Origin of the sequence: Paenibacillus sp. NRS-1781 (assembly GCF_050467745.1) — a bacterium.
Taxonomy (GTDB): Bacteria; Bacillota; Bacilli; order Paenibacillales; family Paenibacillaceae; genus Paenibacillus; species Paenibacillus terrae_A.
This window is the reverse complement of the sequence record NZ_JBITPI010000016.1, coordinates 42,518-58,162: the sequence shown is the minus strand read 5'-3', so window position 1 is coordinate 58,162 and position 15,645 is coordinate 42,518. Positions and strand designations below refer to the sequence as shown.

Below are 15,645 nucleotides of genomic sequence, written 5' to 3'. Positions count from 1 at the left end.
AGAGAAAGAGTATACATGCTGACACAATCAACGGAGGTTTCCACGATCGCTGGAGAGCTGTCCAAAAGCAGGATCTGGGCGGAGCAAGCGACACTGCGGGCCTTGGTCAACAGCTATCTGCGGGAAACACAACAATTTGACCCGAGAATGAATACGGAAGCATCGGAAATAAGGGTGATTCTGCCCCAAATCGGGTTGAAAATCACAGGAACTCTACACCATTTCTCTGCAACTGGCCAGCATGTGTATGGGAGTGCTTGGTACGAGGCAGAAGAAGGTGGGACTCACAGGCCCCTAAAGATGGATGGAGTTATACAAAGGCTGCTGGACGAGATGAGCTATCACGCCAAGCCCGAGCAACGGGAAGCAGAGCAGCAAAAGATGAAACATCGCATTCGTAACAGCATGCACAAAATGACGCTCTTTATGGATCACCATACGAAGATCACAGGCGAGAGCAAGCCAAAGTCTTTCTCAAGTGCAGAAGCCCACCTGACGTATGTACGTTCGGAGCAGTCTTTGCTGATCGGACACCCTTTTCATCCTTTTCCGAAAAGCACGGAGGGTTTTGCCGATGATGAGCTTCCGTTATACAGTCCCGAGATGGGTGCGGCGTTTCCGCTGTATTATTTCGCGGTTCATGAGGATAACGTGCAGGAGGAATGGATTGGTGAAGAGCATCGCAGGGATGCCATTGACCCGTCTGTGCGGCTCCATACTCGGCGTCAATGGGGAGAGGAGTTGGCGCGATATCGCATTTTGCCTATGCATCCATGGCAGGCCGAGCAGGTGTTGCGTCAATCCTGCATTCAAAGTTTGATGCGTCAGCGGGTTTTGATTCCATTGGGCGCGCTAGGTCCTGTCGTTTATCCAACTTCTTCGATACGAACAGTATGGGATTTGAAAACCGGAAACGGCTATAAGCTGCCGCTGCATGTGCGGATTACCAATCTGGTGCGTGACAATACACAGGAGCAGGCTCGGCGTACATTGGATGCTGCGAAGGTCATTCACGAGCTTTCAGCCGACTGGTCGTCCCATATCCAATCCGAGTCCTTCAAGGTTCTGACAGAAACGGGATACAGCCGCGTATACTTCCAGCCGAATGAGGAAGCGAAACGCACGGAGAGTCCTGAGTTTACTAAGGATGCAGGGCTTTCACAGGTCACCACCAGTGATGCAAAGTATGACGCAGGACATGAGTATAGCCCGGCGGCAACAGAACGAGGAACAGCGACGGCTCAAGAGCTGGAGCAGCTGTCTGACCAGTTTACGGTTCTTTATCGTCCGATGGATTTGAACCCTGAATCCACCTATGTACTGGCTTCCTTGCTGGAGCCGTTGCCGGGTGAACAGGAGCCGCGGCTTATTGGAGTGATTCGGGACAATGACCCGGGAAAAAACGGAAAACGGCCTGACCTGTTAGCTTGGCTGGAACGGTATCTGCACGTATCCATGGTGCCCATGCTGCGTTTGCTTGCGGTGAAGGGTATCGCCTTCGAGGCCCATGTACAAAATTCACTTCTGTCCCTACAGGACGGATGGCCGGAATGCTACTATGTACGGGATTTGGAGGGCGTAAGTATTGTGCGTGAACAGGCCGAGGCAGCCGGGTGGGTCGGTTCACTGATTGCTGAGGATAGTCCTGTATTGTACGGTGCAGAAGAGCCGTGGATGCGTACCCGTTATTATTTCTTTGTTAACCATTTGGGGGCATTGATTCATGCCCTTGCAGTTCATGAGCAACACAGTGAGCAGGAGTACTGGAGGGTGGTAAGCAAGGTACTGGAGCGATTACAGGAACAAGATGCAGGCTCTTGCCCCCGTCTAGCCGCCTATATCCAAGATTTATTGACCGCACCTACGCTGCCTGCCAAAGCCAATTTTACAAGCTGTTTTCAGTCCAGAGGGGATACGCCTTCGTTTATCCCGATCCCTAATCCAATTCATTTTCGTGAGGTGGCTTCATGTCTGTAACCAACATTTCGGATCATAATTTCTCCACAAGCAATCTTTCTACAGCTCCCGCCAGCAACGCTTCGACCACTCAGCGCTTTATTCAGGCGCTCCGCTCGGATACCTTTACGCAGGTGGAGCAGCGTATCATCCGGCAACTGATTCAGGCATTGCTATATGAAGAAATTTTGCCCTATGACATGCATAGCGATTCCGTGGATAACGGCGATCCACATTTTATACTGTCCGGCAAGGACATTACAGGTCGCCCCGTCCAATACCGTTCTGTCGGAAAACGGATGCACAGCTTTGGGCGCATTCGGCTCGTTCCTGTTCCCGTCATTCGAGTTGGGACAGACGGAAGCGAAACGACAGCCATGCTCGCGGATTTTGCAAATGAGGTCCTCAGTGCCGCACAGCAGGGTGAACGGCTTCAGCGCTTTATCGAGGAATTGGAGCAGACCTTGCTAAAGGATGTACAGGCGCAAAGCTCCTTCACCGCGCCATTTCTGGCGGATGACCAGCGTCGATATGATGAGCTGGAAGGCAATTTGGGGGATGGGCATCCCTACCATCCATGCTACAAATCCAGGATCGGCTTTACGCTGGCAGATAATGAACTGTATGGTCCCGAGTTCAAGCAGACGCTCCGTCCTGTTTGGCTGGCTATCGCCAAGAGCCATAGCCGGGCAGGACAGTCGCAGGCGATTGAGTATGAAGCATTTATTTTCCAGGAACTGGGGGAAAGTGAAGTTGCGCGCTTCCAAGCCTTGTTAACCAGCTACGATCAGCAGCCGGAGGCCTATCGCTTCATGCCTGTTCACCCGTGGCAATGGCAGCAGATCATTTTACCCCGTTTTCATCAAGAGCTGGCAAATCAGCGGATCGTGTGGCTCGGTGAAGCGAGCGATGTGTACCAGGCGCAGCAGTCGATCCGCACATGGTCCAACCGGACGACACCGGAGCGCGCATATGTGAAGCTTTCGCTCAGCATTACGAATACCTCGACCAGCCGGATCATGGCTGGACATACGGTGCTGAACGGAGCGCTGATCACGGACTGGCTGCATGGTTTACTGGAACACGATGAATATGCCGCACAGCAGGGATTCTTTGTTTTGCGTGAGGTTTTGGGTATCACGTATGACTATGAGCAGCTTCCCGAATACCGTCAGGCGAAAACCTACGGTTCATTAGGGACGGTCTGGCGGGAAAGCATCCATGGCTATTTGCAGCCGGATGAGGATGCGATTCCTTTTAACGGACTATGTTATGTGCAAAAAAATGGAGTGCCCTTCATTGATCCGTGGATACAGCAATTCGGCGTAGAGGAATGGACCCGGCGTGTGCTGGAGGCCACAATATCGCCGATTATTCATATGCTGTATGCGCATGGGATTGGTATGGAATCCCACGGCCAGAATATCATTTTGATCCACCGGAACGGGCAACCGACACGGGTGGCGCTTAAAGATTTTCATGATGGTGTCCGGTTTTCTATGAACCATCTGACAGAGCCGGAGAAATGCCCCGATCTTCATCCTGAGCCGCCAAGTCATGCCCGGATTAACCGCAACTCGTTTATTAAAACGAGTAACCCGGACGATGTACGCGACTTTTCCTACGATGCTTTTTTCTTTATTGCAGCCGCCGAGCTGGCGATGTTCCTGGCGGAACATTATCAACTGGCCGAGCAGCGTTTTTGGGAGATGTCTGCACAGGTCATTCATGATTATCAGCGCCAGCATCCTCAGCATAAGAAGCGATTCCGTCTATTTGATTTGTTTGCCCCGACTGTACAGATTGAAGAATTGATGAAAAGACGTCTGCTTGGGGATGAGGACCTTCATTTCAAGCCGGGAATGAACCCGCTGTATGTGCACCGGGAGCCGACATGTTGACTGTAAATCGGCTTCAGGAGAAGCTGCGGACAGGACAGGAGGTCGTTGGCCTCATCGCTTCCATTCCGGCGGCGCTTACGGTCGAAATGATCGGACATGCCGGATATGATTTTGTGATCATTGATATGGAGCATGTCATGGTCAATCCCGAGACGGTGGAGCATATGATCCGTGCTGCGGAAACCGCACACATCACGTCTTTGGTGCGTGTGCCCAAGGTCGATGCCAAGGAAATACTGCGCGTGCTGGATAGCGGAGCGCAGGGGATTGTCGTTCCGCATGTGGAAAGCAGGGAGCAGATGGAGATGCTGGTTCAGGCTGCAAAATACAGCCCGGAGGGCAAGCGAAGCCTGAACAGCGGCAGACCTGCCGCATTTGGCAAAGGAAATCTGGTGGACTACATGAAGCAGGCCAATGAACAAATTATGCTGGTGCCGATGATTGAGAGCGGATTGGGTGTCGAGCGAGTTGCGGATATTTTGTCTGTACCGGGTATGGGCATGGTGCTGGAGGGAGCAGCGGATTTGTCCCAATCGTACGGGGTGCCGTGGCAGACCGATGCAACGATTGTCCAGGAGGGGCTACAGCGCGTCTTTGAAGCTTCACGGCAAGCAGGTATTCCGTACTGTGCCATTCCGCGTAGGGACGGGGAATACGGCGCATGGGTGGAACAAGGGGTTCATGCCTTCGTGCTGGGTGATGAGCGGGGAATTGCTTTTCGCGCCTTGCAAAAAAGAAGGTCTGACCTACAGTAGCTCTCAACATAAAGGAGGAAGAACATGAGTCAGCTTGTTACAGCATTATCCAGAGGGCAGATCGTTCCGTATGTGAAAAAGCTTATCCAGCAAACACGGGAGCGAGAGCAGCAGCCGGTATGCGCATATATATATGACCTAGGCGCACTGAGAGAACGGGCACAACGTTGTGTGAGCAGCTTGCCCGACGATTGCAGTTTGTTTTACGCGGTCAAAGCTAATCCCGATCCTCATTTGATCGCCAGCCTGCTTCCCATCGTACAGGGCTTTGAAGCTGCATCTATTGGAGAGATTCGGACCATTCGCGAAGTGTCCGCCGACGTGCCGATTATTTTTGGAGGTCCGGGGAAAAAGGACGCTGAAATTGAGGAAGCGTTGGAGCGGAAGGTGATGCTGATTCATGCTGAAAGTCTGCATGAGTTGCAGCGTATCGGCTGGATCGCGGAACGCAGACAGCAGCGTGTATCTATTTTGCTGCGTATTAATTTGCGGCGTACCTTGCCGGAGGCGAGCATCACGATGTCTGGTCGTCCCACTCAGTTTGGTATCGACGAAATTCAGGTGCCGGAAGCGATTGGACTCCTCCAAAGCCTTCCGTATGTGCATTTGGAGGGCTTCCATATGCACTCTCTGTCCAATAATCTGGATGCCCGCCTGCATGCCCGCATGGTCGCTACGTATTTGCAGTGTGTGCAGGGCTGGATTCAGGAGCATGATCTATCCATCCGCTATCTGAACGCGGGCGGCGGCTTCGGCATTTCGTATACCGATCTGGAGCGCAGGTTCGAATGGGATGATTTCATGGAGGAATTGCATCAAGTGTGGGAGGAGTACCGCATTCCCGACATCCAGCTCATTTTTGAGTCCGGGCGCTATATGGTGGCGCACTGCGGGTATTATGCGGCAGAAGTGATCGACCTCAAAACGAATCATGACCAGCACTACGCCATTATTCGTGGGGGAACCCATCACTTTCGATTGCCAGTGTCATGGCAGCATAATCAGCCGTTTGAGGTGGTTGCTGTTGACGATTGGCGCTATCCTTTTCCGCGCACAGAGCGGCGACTAACAGCGGTGACCATCGCGGGTGAGCTTTGTACCCCCAAGGATGTGCTGGCCCATGAAGTGTATGTGGAGCATTTGCGGATTGGCGATGTTCTGCTGTTCCATATTGCGGGAGCCTATGGCTGGACGATTTCCCATCATGATTTTCTCAGCCATCCACATCCACATTTTTACTATATAAACCAAAATTGAGAGTTACCTATAGCGCCACTACGCAGACGGATGGTGCTTCCCATCGCCCCAGCCCCCGGATTTCTAAAATAAAGCCTATGATCAGGGTCGAAATCCGTAAAAGCAACACTAACATGAAGGAGGAATGGATCCATATGAAGTACACAACAAGCACGACCCCGGTGCTTTCATCCGAAGAAACAACGCTTTTGCAGAAGAAAAAGCAGGCTGAAAACCATGTCATGCAGGAACTCATCAATACATTGCTGGCGGAAGGATTTTGGGAGAATGCCGATATTGAACTGTTGTCTATTTCGCAATGGCAAAGCTACTATACTACCGTCCATCCTGAATTAGGCGAGCTATTTTCTTTTGCCGATCCTGAAGCTATTGCGGCTCCAAAAGAGGAAACCTCTCCAAACGGTCGTTCTATAAGCCTTTACCGCTGGTGGGTGGATCGGGAACAGCAGCACAGTCTCATTTTTCCTGTACAAGCTGCGGTGGTTCAACCCTATCGCTATCTACAGTCGAGTGGTGTGTATGAAATTCGGCGGTGGTCAGAGGGTGGCGGGTTTGGTGCAGAATTGCTTCACCCCGTATCGCTGATGCAGCGTGTGATTGAGGGATGCCTGGATGAAGAATACCGTCAACAGGAGGGAGTGGGACGGTTTGTCCAGCTACTGGAGCAATCCATTGAACAGACTACATGGTCGCTTGATAGCGGACTGACGGATGAAAATATACTGGAGAAATCGCTCTCGGAGGCTTTTCTTCAACTGGAACGATATTCTTCGCTGCGTGATCGTCCGTTTCACCCCGCATCCAAGGCCAAAACGGGCTTGAACGAGGAGGACTATCGCAAATATATCGCTGAATTTGGGCAAGACATCACGCTGAGCTGGGTGGCGCTCCGAAAGGATGCGGTGATGACCGGAGTGGGAATCGCACAAGGACCTCATTTTACGGACATAGAAACAGAAGCAGTAGCAGCGACAGTCGAATCGGATACACAGCGTCCATACGATGGGCAGCAGCCAGAAGACCTTCTTCTGTCCAGCTCCGAGCGTCAGCTAGTAGAGCAGGAGATGCAGGAACGCGGATTAGCAGCGGATTATATTGCAATCCCCGTTCACCCGTGGCAGCTCACGTATATGCTACCCCGGCATTTACATACCGAGCAGGTGGACAAAGTATGGATTCCACTGGAAGTGAAGGTCGGAGCTTTTCAGGCAACCTCGTCTGTGCGCTCCCTGTCACCCAAGGATGGCGGGCCCAATTATGTCAAGCTGCCGCTGGGCGTGTTTTCGCTGGGCGCATCCCGCTATCTCCCTGCGGTGAAGCTGATTAACGGAGATCGCGGACAAGCCATGTTGCAGCAAGCCAAGACGCGTGACCCGCAGCTTCAGGAGCGCTTATTTTTATGCGATGAAGGCTCCTGGTGGGCCTATATGCCGGAAAATGGCAGCCTGTATGATGATCCACCCCGGCACCTGGCAGCGATGACGCGGATTTATCCGCACGAATTGATCCATGCTCCTGCTGTTCGCCTGATTCCCATGTCTGCGTTGGCCGCAGGCCAGCATCATTTTTTCTTGGAATGGGCCACTGAGCGCGGACTTCCAGACACGGCAGAATCGGTAAAACAACTGTTCGGTGAAGTATGCTCGACATTTTTTGAAATCATGCTGCGCTTGTATCGGATCGGGCTTATGCCTGAAATCCATGGACAAAACTGTGTGCTGGTCTGGAAAAATGGCAGGATCGAGCATATTTTGCTGCGTGACCATGACTCGGTACGTCTGCATCTGCCCTGGCTGACAGAGCAGGGAATAGCCGATCCTGAATACCAAATCCGGCCCGGCTATTCCAACAGCCTATATAATGAAACACCGAGGAAACTGCTGTTCTACCTGCAAACCCTTGGCATTCAAGTCAATCTGTACGCCATTATAGATACTCTTAGCAATGTTTATGGAATAGATGAGTTCACTTTGTGGTCTGTACTAAAGCATCAATTGGAAGAAGCGATCCAACGTGTGCCCTTCAAGGCTGCCGTTCGTCAGGAAATCGAGCATATTTTATTTGAAAAGCCGGACTGGCCGCTGAAGCTGCTGGTTAAACCCTTGCTGGAGCAGTCCGGCGTACCCGGCAGCATGCCATCTGGTCAAAGCCGCATACAGAATCCGTTTCATCATTTATAAGCTTGAGTGCAATTCCATTTTGCAAAATCCGACCCAGTCTATATATAATGAAAAGAGTTCTCATAGAATCGAGAATAATTATCGATATATAGAAAGGCTGGGAGCCATGAATACGCAGGATCAATCCTTTATTTCATTTCTTTATAAACTGCAAGATATTCAGCATGTGTGCTCTGGTCGCTCTTCCTCCCGGCAAGAAACGTCTTTTCATACCTTGTTATTATTCAATGAAGGCGAAGGGGATATAGTCATTGATGGAATGACGTATCCTCTTTACCGTCAAAAGGGCTTTATGCTCGCTCCCGGCGCAGCCATGAAGCTCCATATGTTGTCCGGCGCTCCAGCGGATTATTACATCATCCGTTTTCTTGCATTACAACCGTCCGGGGAGCCGGATCGTTACATACCCGCACCAGCGCTTGGACCGCATGAATGGATCATTTCCCACTTTCGTTTTGTGATGGATATGGTCGAAGAGATCAAGAGGAAGCATCATTGTAACAGTGTGTGGGACCAAATGAAGGCCAACATTGTATTTCAGGAAATGCTGATGTCCTTGTTTCAGCATACGAGCCGTGATCAGAAGCCTGATGTGCAGCAGGCGGTGACGCTGACCCTTCATTATATGGAGCAGCACTATGCTTCCGATATTACGCGGGACAAGCTGGCGGAGCTGGCAGGGATGAGCGCTGATTATTATTCGCGTATGTTCAAAAAATTGATCGGCAAAAGCCCGACGGAATATTTGACGGACATTCGTATCAATCATGCGAAGCAGGCGCTGGTGCTTACCCGTGATTCCTTCCGATCTATTGCTCACGGTGCCGGTTTTAGCGATGAGTTCTATTTTAGCCGCAAATTTAAAGCCGCGACAGGACGCTCCCCCTCAGCCTACGTGAATACAATCCGTTATTCGGATAAAATTGCTTCGCTCAAGCATCTGTTAACTGGACATTTGATTGCGCTGGGCATTGAGCCGTATGCGGCGGTCATCAACAAGGCTTATCCTGTCACCGAAGGCTTCCGCAATACCATTTCGGTGGGTGAGGTTCAGCCCGACCTGGAGAAGCTGATGTCAGCCCGGCCTGATCTGATTTTAACCTGTGAGTTTAGGGATTTTGAGAAGTCGAAAAAGGAAAAAATGTACGAGCAGATTGCGCCCACCGTCACCGTGCCCTTTTTTCAAAACTGGCGCACTCATTTTCAGTCGATTGCCCGTATTGTCGGCAAGGATGCGGAAGCGGTGGAATGGCTGGAACGGTATGAAACGAAGGCTGCGACCATTTCTCGAAAACTCAGGCAAAAGATCGGCGGGGAGACGGTGCTAATCGTCGGAGTGGGGAACCAGAAAATGTGTGTGTATGGACAGCGGAATGTGGGAACGGTGTTATACGGGGATTTAAAGCTGGCTATGCCTGCGGGAGTGGAGGATATTGTCCATTACCTTGAGGTGACGGTGGACGATCTGGCTGAATATGATGCGGATCGCATCATACTGACGTGTTTCCGCCATTATGGAAATGCCTGTGAAGAACAAACGATTCAGCAGGAATGTCTGGCACTGTGGCGCTCTCCTGCATGGCAGAAGCTAAAGGCGGTGCAAAGCGGAGCAGTACACCATATGTGTGATAGCCGACACCTGTATACATGCTATACTTCGTTGTCCCACGACCTGTTATTGGACAAAACGGTCACGTTGTTATTGTCTGATTCGTCCAAATAAAGGACGCTAACGTCCATGTTCATCATGGTCCCCCTCCCTATAATTAATAATGAGAATCAATATCATTATTGGCGATCTAAATAGGGGGAATAGAGAAATGCAAGCATCAGGCAAGGGGAGTATATGGATTGCGCTCATCGTTGTATTGCTGCTTTTATCAGGCTGTGGCACTGGAGGCGCGGGTAAGAGTGCGGATTCCGGTGGAGCGACTGGAACGGATAAAGGAACGACGGATACACAGGGAGCGGCTTCAACCGATTCGGTGCGTACCATTGAGCATGTGTTGGGTAAAACCGAGATTAAGGGGACACCCAAGCGGGTCGTAACGCTGTATAACGGAGCCAACGATGTTATGATCGCCTATGGTATAAAGCCTGTGGGGATTGTGGAGTCCCATGGAACGGAGCCTGTGTATGACTATTTAAAAAAGGATCTCGCAGGGATTCCCACGGTCGGGTTGGAAACACAGCCGAGCCTGGAGGAGATTTATAACCTGAAACCGGATGTCATCATTGCAACCCGATTCCGTAACGAGGCGACGTACCAGCAATTATCGGAAATTGCCCCTACCGTGGCCGTCAATGAAGTATATGAGTGGAAGGAAACCGTAAAACTGATCGGACAAGTGTTGAATCAGGAGGACAAAGGAACACAATTGCTGGCGGATTGGGATCGGCGTGTAGCGGATTTCAGGACGAAAATGGGTGACCGTCTGCCGATCAAGGCCTCCATTGTCAATTTCCGCGCGGACCATGCACGTATTTATTATATGGGCTATGCCGGGAAAATTCTGAAGGAGTTAGGCTTTACCCGCCCTCCTGCACAAGAAGGGGATCAGTGGGGAGTTAAAGTCAACAGCAAGGAAAGCATACCCGATATGAATGCAGAGACATTGTTCGTATTTAACTCCGGTAAGGATCCGGCTGCGATTGAAAGAAATGTTGAAGCCTGGACCCGTCATCCTCTATGGAAAAACCTTGATGCATACAAGAAAAATAGCATTTTTAAGGTCGACGAGGTGAACTGGAATTTGGCTGGAGGTTATCTGAGCGCGAATCGGATGCTGGATGATCTTTATAAAATGTATGATCTGAAATCATAAACCTACATGACAATAAGAACGACGGAAATACAGCAGAGGGGTGAGGGGGGATATCTCTCATCCTTCTTTTATGTTGTACCAGGCTGTTGGAAGAGTGAGGCTATGCAACGATGCTAACGACAAATGTAAGAAAATGGACTGGACTTGGTGTATGCCTGATTTTGTTGACAGGAGCTTTATCTCTTGGCCTACTGATGGGTAGAACGCTAATTAATTCAAATTTTATAATTTCTTCCTTATTTCATTATGATGCTCAAAATGTAGAGCATGTGCTGATACATACCGAACGCTTGCCGCGTACGGTCATTGCTGCTGTTGTAGGCGCGAGCTTGGCGATGGCAGGAGCCTTCATGCAGGCACTTACCCGCAACCCGTTGGCTTCGCCCAGTACGTTCGGTATCAATGCGGGTGCTTTGTTCTTCGTCTCTATCGCAGCGGTCGCGTTTTTGGTCGAGTCCATGATGTCTCTGATGGGCTTTGCCTTGATCGGCGCAGGACTGGCGGCTGTTCTGGTGTACGTCATCGGATCATTAGGCAGGGATGGGTTGACGCCAGTCAAGATTGTATTGTCCGGCTCTGCCATTCACGCTTTGTTTATGTCGATGATCCAAATTATTTTGGTGATGAATGAAACGGGGATGCAAAATGTGCTGTTCTGGATGGCAGGCTCTGTCAGCGGACGTTCACTGGAGATGCTACAGCCTTTATTTCCTTTTATGCTAGTGGCTGGGATCTCGGCAATGTTTATGGGGAGAGCGGTGAATCTGCTCGTGACTGGGGAAGATGTGGCGAAGGGCTTGGGGCAAAATATATTATGGGTAAAATGCGCGATGGGCCTGATTATTGTGGTGCTGGCTGGATGCTCTGTTGCTATTGCGGGGGCGATTGGATTTGTCGGTCTGATCATTCCGCATGTGGCGCGTGCTTTGGTTGGTGCGGATTACCGCTGGATTATCCCTTTTTCGGCGGTACTGGGTGCTTTGCTATTGGTGTCGGCGGATACCGCAGCCAGAGTGCTGATTTCGCCGCAGGAAATTCCGATTGGCGTCATTACAGCTTTGATCGGGGTTCCCTTTTTCGTCTACATTGCCCGTAAAGGGGTGGCGTGGAAATGAAGCGCGTGAATTTGAAGCATGGGACTGGCAGAGGCGGCATGAATGCGAAGCATTATGTGACGCTGCGCAGCAGAAATGGCAGGTTTCATATCCAACTGGAAAAGAAAGCACTATGGATGATGTGTGGACTGGCCTTGGCGCTACTGATCATGGGCGTGATGAGTGTAGGCTGGGGAGATACGTATGTGCACCCTTGGGAAGTGCTTCGAGCGATATGGGGGCGTGGCTCAGGCGATTATGATTTTATTCTGTACAGGCTGCGGTTTCCACGGGCGCTTACGGGGGTGCTGGTTGGTGCGGCTCTGGGCATCGCGGGAGCGGTGCTTCAGGGCATTATCCGCAATCCGTTGGCATCCCCGGATATCCTCGGGATTACAGGCGGAGCATCCGTAGCGGCAGTTACGTTCATTGCTTACGGGGGAGCTGTTATGAGCATTCAATGGCTACCTGTGGCGGCTGTTGCTGGAGCGCTGGTCGTATCGCTACTTGTGTATATATTGGCCTGGAAGGATGGTGTGACACCCATCCGACTGGTGCTGGTGGGAATTGGTTTGGCTTCTGCTATGAGCTCGATTACGACGCTGATGCTGGTCATGAGCTCGTCCTTTACAGCCGGCAAGGCTTATATTTGGCTGACGGGCAGCGTGTATGGAGCATCGTGGAATAACGTATATACGATGCTGATCGCTGTTGTGATCTGCACACCTCTGGTTCTCTATTTTTCACGCAGCCTCAACACACAGGAGCTGGGGGATGATGTGGCTACCGGCTTGGGAGTGGAGGTGCAGCGGCATCGTGTGATGTTGCTGCTGCTCAGTGTGATTCTTGCTGGAACTGCCGTAGCAGTTGCGGGAGCGATTGGTTTTGTGGGTTTAATCGCGCCGCATATTGCGCGCAGATGGGTAGGTCGCTCTATGGGTAGCCTGACGCTGGTGTCAGCACTGGTAGGGGGATTGCTGGTGTATCTCGCCGACTTGCTGGCCCGTACGGCTTTTTATCCGATTGATATTCCCGCAGGCATTTTTACAGCAGGGGTGGGCGCACCGTTTTTCCTGTATTTGCTGCTCCAGCGCCGAAATCGGCATTAAAGCCGAGCTGGAATTTTTTTGAACACTTATTTGAACATTTATGGGTGGTATATCTTTTTAATGGAATATACAACATCTTAAGTTCACAGTTTATAAAAGGGGAGGGAAGCTGCATGGGTTTAGAGGTGAAGGACCTGATGATTAACTACGGGTCAGACCCGGTCATTCAAGAGCTGGACCTGCAAATTCCGGAGGGAAAGATAACGGTACTAGTAGGCAGCAATGGGTGTGGCAAATCGACGATTTTGCGTGCCATGGCGCGGCTATTGAAGCCTGCGGCGGGAGCGGTGCTGCTGGATGGACAGGCTATTGCCCAGTTACCCTCCAAGCAGATTGCCAAAAGGCTATCCATTTTGCCGCAGGGACCTTCAGCGCCGGAAGGACTGACCGTGTATCAGTTGGTCAAGCAGGGCAGATATCCACATCAGAGCTGGCTGAAGCAGTGGTCGGCAGAGGATGAAGCACAGGTACAAAACGCGCTGCAAGCGACGCAATTGGAGGCTTTTGCGGATCGTCCAGTAGATTCCTTATCCGGCGGGCAGCGCCAGCGTGCGTGGATTTCCATGACTTTGGCGCAGGGGACGGATATGATCCTGCTGGATGAGCCGACGACCTATTTGGACATGACGCATCAAATTGAGATTTTGGACCTGCTGTTTGATTTGAATGAACGAGAAGGGCGGACCATTGTCATGGTGCTGCATGATCTGAATCTGGCTTGTCGCTATGCGCACCACATGGTTGCGGTATACGATAAGCGCATTTACGCGCAGGGAAAGCCGGAAGAAATCATGACCGCAGAGACGGTGGAAAAGGTATTCCAACTGCGCTGCCAAGTCATTCCTGATCCCTTGTACGGAACACCGATGTTTATTCCTCATGGAAAGGGGAGGAAAATGGGTGCTGTACGCCAAAGGGTCTTCGTTTGAGCCTGCCGAATGGTCGTATCTGACGGAAAAATTGCGAATAAGCAGCCGTGGTGAACAAGCTCCAATCGGACGGTATGATCTACCTGCGGCTGATTTGCTGGATGCAACTCAATGTGCTATGTATCTGGATCGGCTGGCAGGGCTGCATGATTTTTCTGCACGCAAGGTGACGGCCTCTGTTTTGGCGAAGCGGTACGGTTTTTTGATCGTGTCCCCGGCTCTGTATGCCATGTCGGTATATAACAAGATGCTGGAAGTCAAGATTGCTGATTGTGCAATCCAATCTGCTTTTGTCAAGGATACCTGGCTTCCAAGGTTGCATTTGAACAGATTGCTGGTTACGGAATGTGACAGCGGAAAGAAGGGTGAGGATGGGGAAGACATCGGTCTGGAGCAGCGTCATGCTTGGCGTGATCACGTCATTCAGCATGTATTTGCAGAGCATTTGGCCCTGATGTGGCGATCTGTGTCTGCTGTTGCTTCCATTCCGAGGACGGTATTATGGGAAAACACCGCTATCTATGTCTATGCGCTATATGAAAACCGCATCCGGCAGGAGCTAAAAAGCGAGGATCGGCTACGAATGGAGGAGGATTTTAAATATTTGACCTGTGAAGCTCCGGCTCACTTGTTTGGTGAACGGCAAAATCCACTGGCTCGGTATTTTGGTACTCCCCGTTCAGAGAGAGCGGTGGTACCTGTAACGGCATCGGTATCCGCCACGCCCACTGCGGCCGTGAAAGCTGTACGTGTTCGCAAAACCTGCTGCTATTTTTATCAGCTGAAGGAAAAGGGCAGCTATTGCCCTACCTGTCCGAAGATACATTGTACGAGCTAAGTATAAGCTACGAAGTTTGAGCTGTAGTGAGCTGGAATTTTGCCTAAGCGCCATTCCGCCTGCTTTGATTTCTATATGCATAATGTGAGTTTTGGTTATATCACGAAAGGAGATGGTTTGTATGTTTCGCATTCAATCTCGGGTTCAGGGGGTAACGACGGACCTGCTGGAGCTTTATCAGCATGTTAGTGCTTCTACCCTTGGGCATTTCACGGATTTTGGATGTATGCAGGGAGCACAGCCGTTGTTCCGTCCCATTCGTTTGCTGGGGAATGCAGTTACGGTCAGGCTTCCCCATCTGGACTCCACTGCTGTGCGTCATGCACTGGAATTGGCACAAGCGGGTGATGTGCTGGTTGTCGATATGTCCGGTGACGATGCCAGAGCCTGTTGGGGAGAATTCAGAGCCTATGTAGCGATGAAAAAACAACTGGCTGGTGTGATTGTTTCCGGTTGTGTCACAGATGTCGGTATCTTGAACCAGCTGCAATTTCCCGTCTTTTCCAAAGGGGTTAGTGCCTTAACTACACGTACACTGGAACTGGAGGGAGAGGTGAATACGCCGATTAGCCTGTTTGGGGTCAGCGTACATCCGGGTGATCTCATTTTGGGTGATGACGATGGTGTATTTGTAGTGAGGCCGGAGGAAGCGTGGGAATTGGGGAAAAAAGCTTTGGAAAAACAGCGCAAGGAGGAGCTTACGCGCCAGCAATTCGGATACGATCAGCTTTTGAATGCCCGGCTGGAAAGGTAAGTCTACTACTGGCATCTCACTACATATTGAAGTCAATTTGATTATGG

Annotated in this window: 12 protein-coding genes; all 12 read left to right on the top strand. The window is 50.9% G+C overall.

Annotation, left to right across the window (positions count from 1 at the left end):
* Window positions 1–15: 15 nt before the first annotated feature.
* The 12 genes from ACIFO6_RS06285 (at window position 16) to ACIFO6_RS06230 (ending at window position 15,598) form a co-directional block, all read left to right on the top strand.
* Window positions 16–1,977 carry an IucA/IucC family protein gene (locus tag ACIFO6_RS06285; protein WP_430039132.1) on the top strand — a complete coding sequence of 654 codons (1,962 nt, stop codon included), beginning with the start codon at window positions 16–18 and terminating at the stop codon, window positions 1,975–1,977.
* Window positions 1,968–3,857 (top strand): IucA/IucC family protein, encoded by a 1,890-nt coding sequence (locus ACIFO6_RS06280; RefSeq protein WP_430039130.1) that lies wholly within the window; start codon window positions 1,968–1,970, stop codon window positions 3,855–3,857. Before ACIFO6_RS06285 ends, ACIFO6_RS06280 begins: the two co-directional genes overlap by 10 nt.
* Window positions 3,851–4,612: an HpcH/HpaI aldolase family protein gene (locus tag ACIFO6_RS06275; RefSeq protein WP_430039128.1), complete on the top strand. Its 762-nt coding sequence runs from the start codon at window positions 3,851–3,853 to the stop codon at window positions 4,610–4,612. Before ACIFO6_RS06280 ends, ACIFO6_RS06275 begins: the two co-directional genes overlap by 7 nt.
* Window positions 4,613–4,636: 24 nt before the next feature.
* Window positions 4,637–5,869 (top strand): type III PLP-dependent enzyme, encoded by a 1,233-nt coding sequence (locus tag ACIFO6_RS06270; RefSeq protein ID WP_430039126.1) that lies wholly within the window; start codon window positions 4,637–4,639, stop codon window positions 5,867–5,869.
* Window positions 5,870–6,003: 134 nt separating this feature from the next.
* A complete protein-coding gene (locus ACIFO6_RS06265; RefSeq protein WP_430039124.1) occupies window positions 6,004–8,049 on the top strand; it encodes an IucA/IucC family protein in 2,046 nt (681 codons plus the stop codon).
* A 106-nt stretch (window positions 8,050–8,155) separates the two neighbouring features.
* Window positions 8,156–9,772, top strand: coding sequence for a helix-turn-helix domain-containing protein (locus ACIFO6_RS06260; protein ID WP_430039122.1), 1,617 nt, complete (start codon window positions 8,156–8,158; stop codon window positions 9,770–9,772).
* A gap of 97 nt (window positions 9,773–9,869) precedes the next feature.
* A complete protein-coding gene (locus ACIFO6_RS06255) occupies window positions 9,870–10,874 on the top strand; it encodes an ABC transporter substrate-binding protein (RefSeq protein WP_430039120.1) in 1,005 nt (334 codons plus the stop codon).
* A 110-nt stretch (window positions 10,875–10,984) separates the two neighbouring features.
* Entirely contained in the window at window positions 10,985–11,989 is a 1,005-nt protein-coding gene (locus ACIFO6_RS06250; RefSeq protein WP_430039118.1) for a FecCD family ABC transporter permease, read from the top strand.
* A complete protein-coding gene (locus tag ACIFO6_RS06245) occupies window positions 11,986–13,077 on the top strand; it encodes a FecCD family ABC transporter permease (protein WP_430039116.1) in 1,092 nt (363 codons plus the stop codon). The genes ACIFO6_RS06250 and ACIFO6_RS06245 overlap by 4 nt, the downstream gene beginning before the upstream one ends.
* A gap of 113 nt (window positions 13,078–13,190) precedes the next feature.
* The gene (locus ACIFO6_RS06240) at window positions 13,191–14,006 is read left to right on the top strand and encodes an ABC transporter ATP-binding protein (RefSeq protein ID WP_430039114.1); all 816 of its coding nucleotides are present in this window, start codon (window positions 13,191–13,193) and stop codon (window positions 14,004–14,006) included.
* The gene (locus ACIFO6_RS06235; RefSeq protein ID WP_430039112.1) at window positions 13,978–14,844 is read left to right on the top strand and encodes an IucA/IucC family C-terminal-domain containing protein; all 867 of its coding nucleotides are present in this window, start codon (window positions 13,978–13,980) and stop codon (window positions 14,842–14,844) included. The genes ACIFO6_RS06240 and ACIFO6_RS06235 overlap by 29 nt, the downstream gene beginning before the upstream one ends.
* A gap of 121 nt (window positions 14,845–14,965) precedes the next feature.
* Complete coding sequence (locus ACIFO6_RS06230; RefSeq protein ID WP_430039110.1) at window positions 14,966–15,598, top strand: RraA family protein; 633 nt, start codon at window positions 14,966–14,968, stop codon at window positions 15,596–15,598.
* Window positions 15,599–15,645 lie beyond the last annotated feature (47 nt).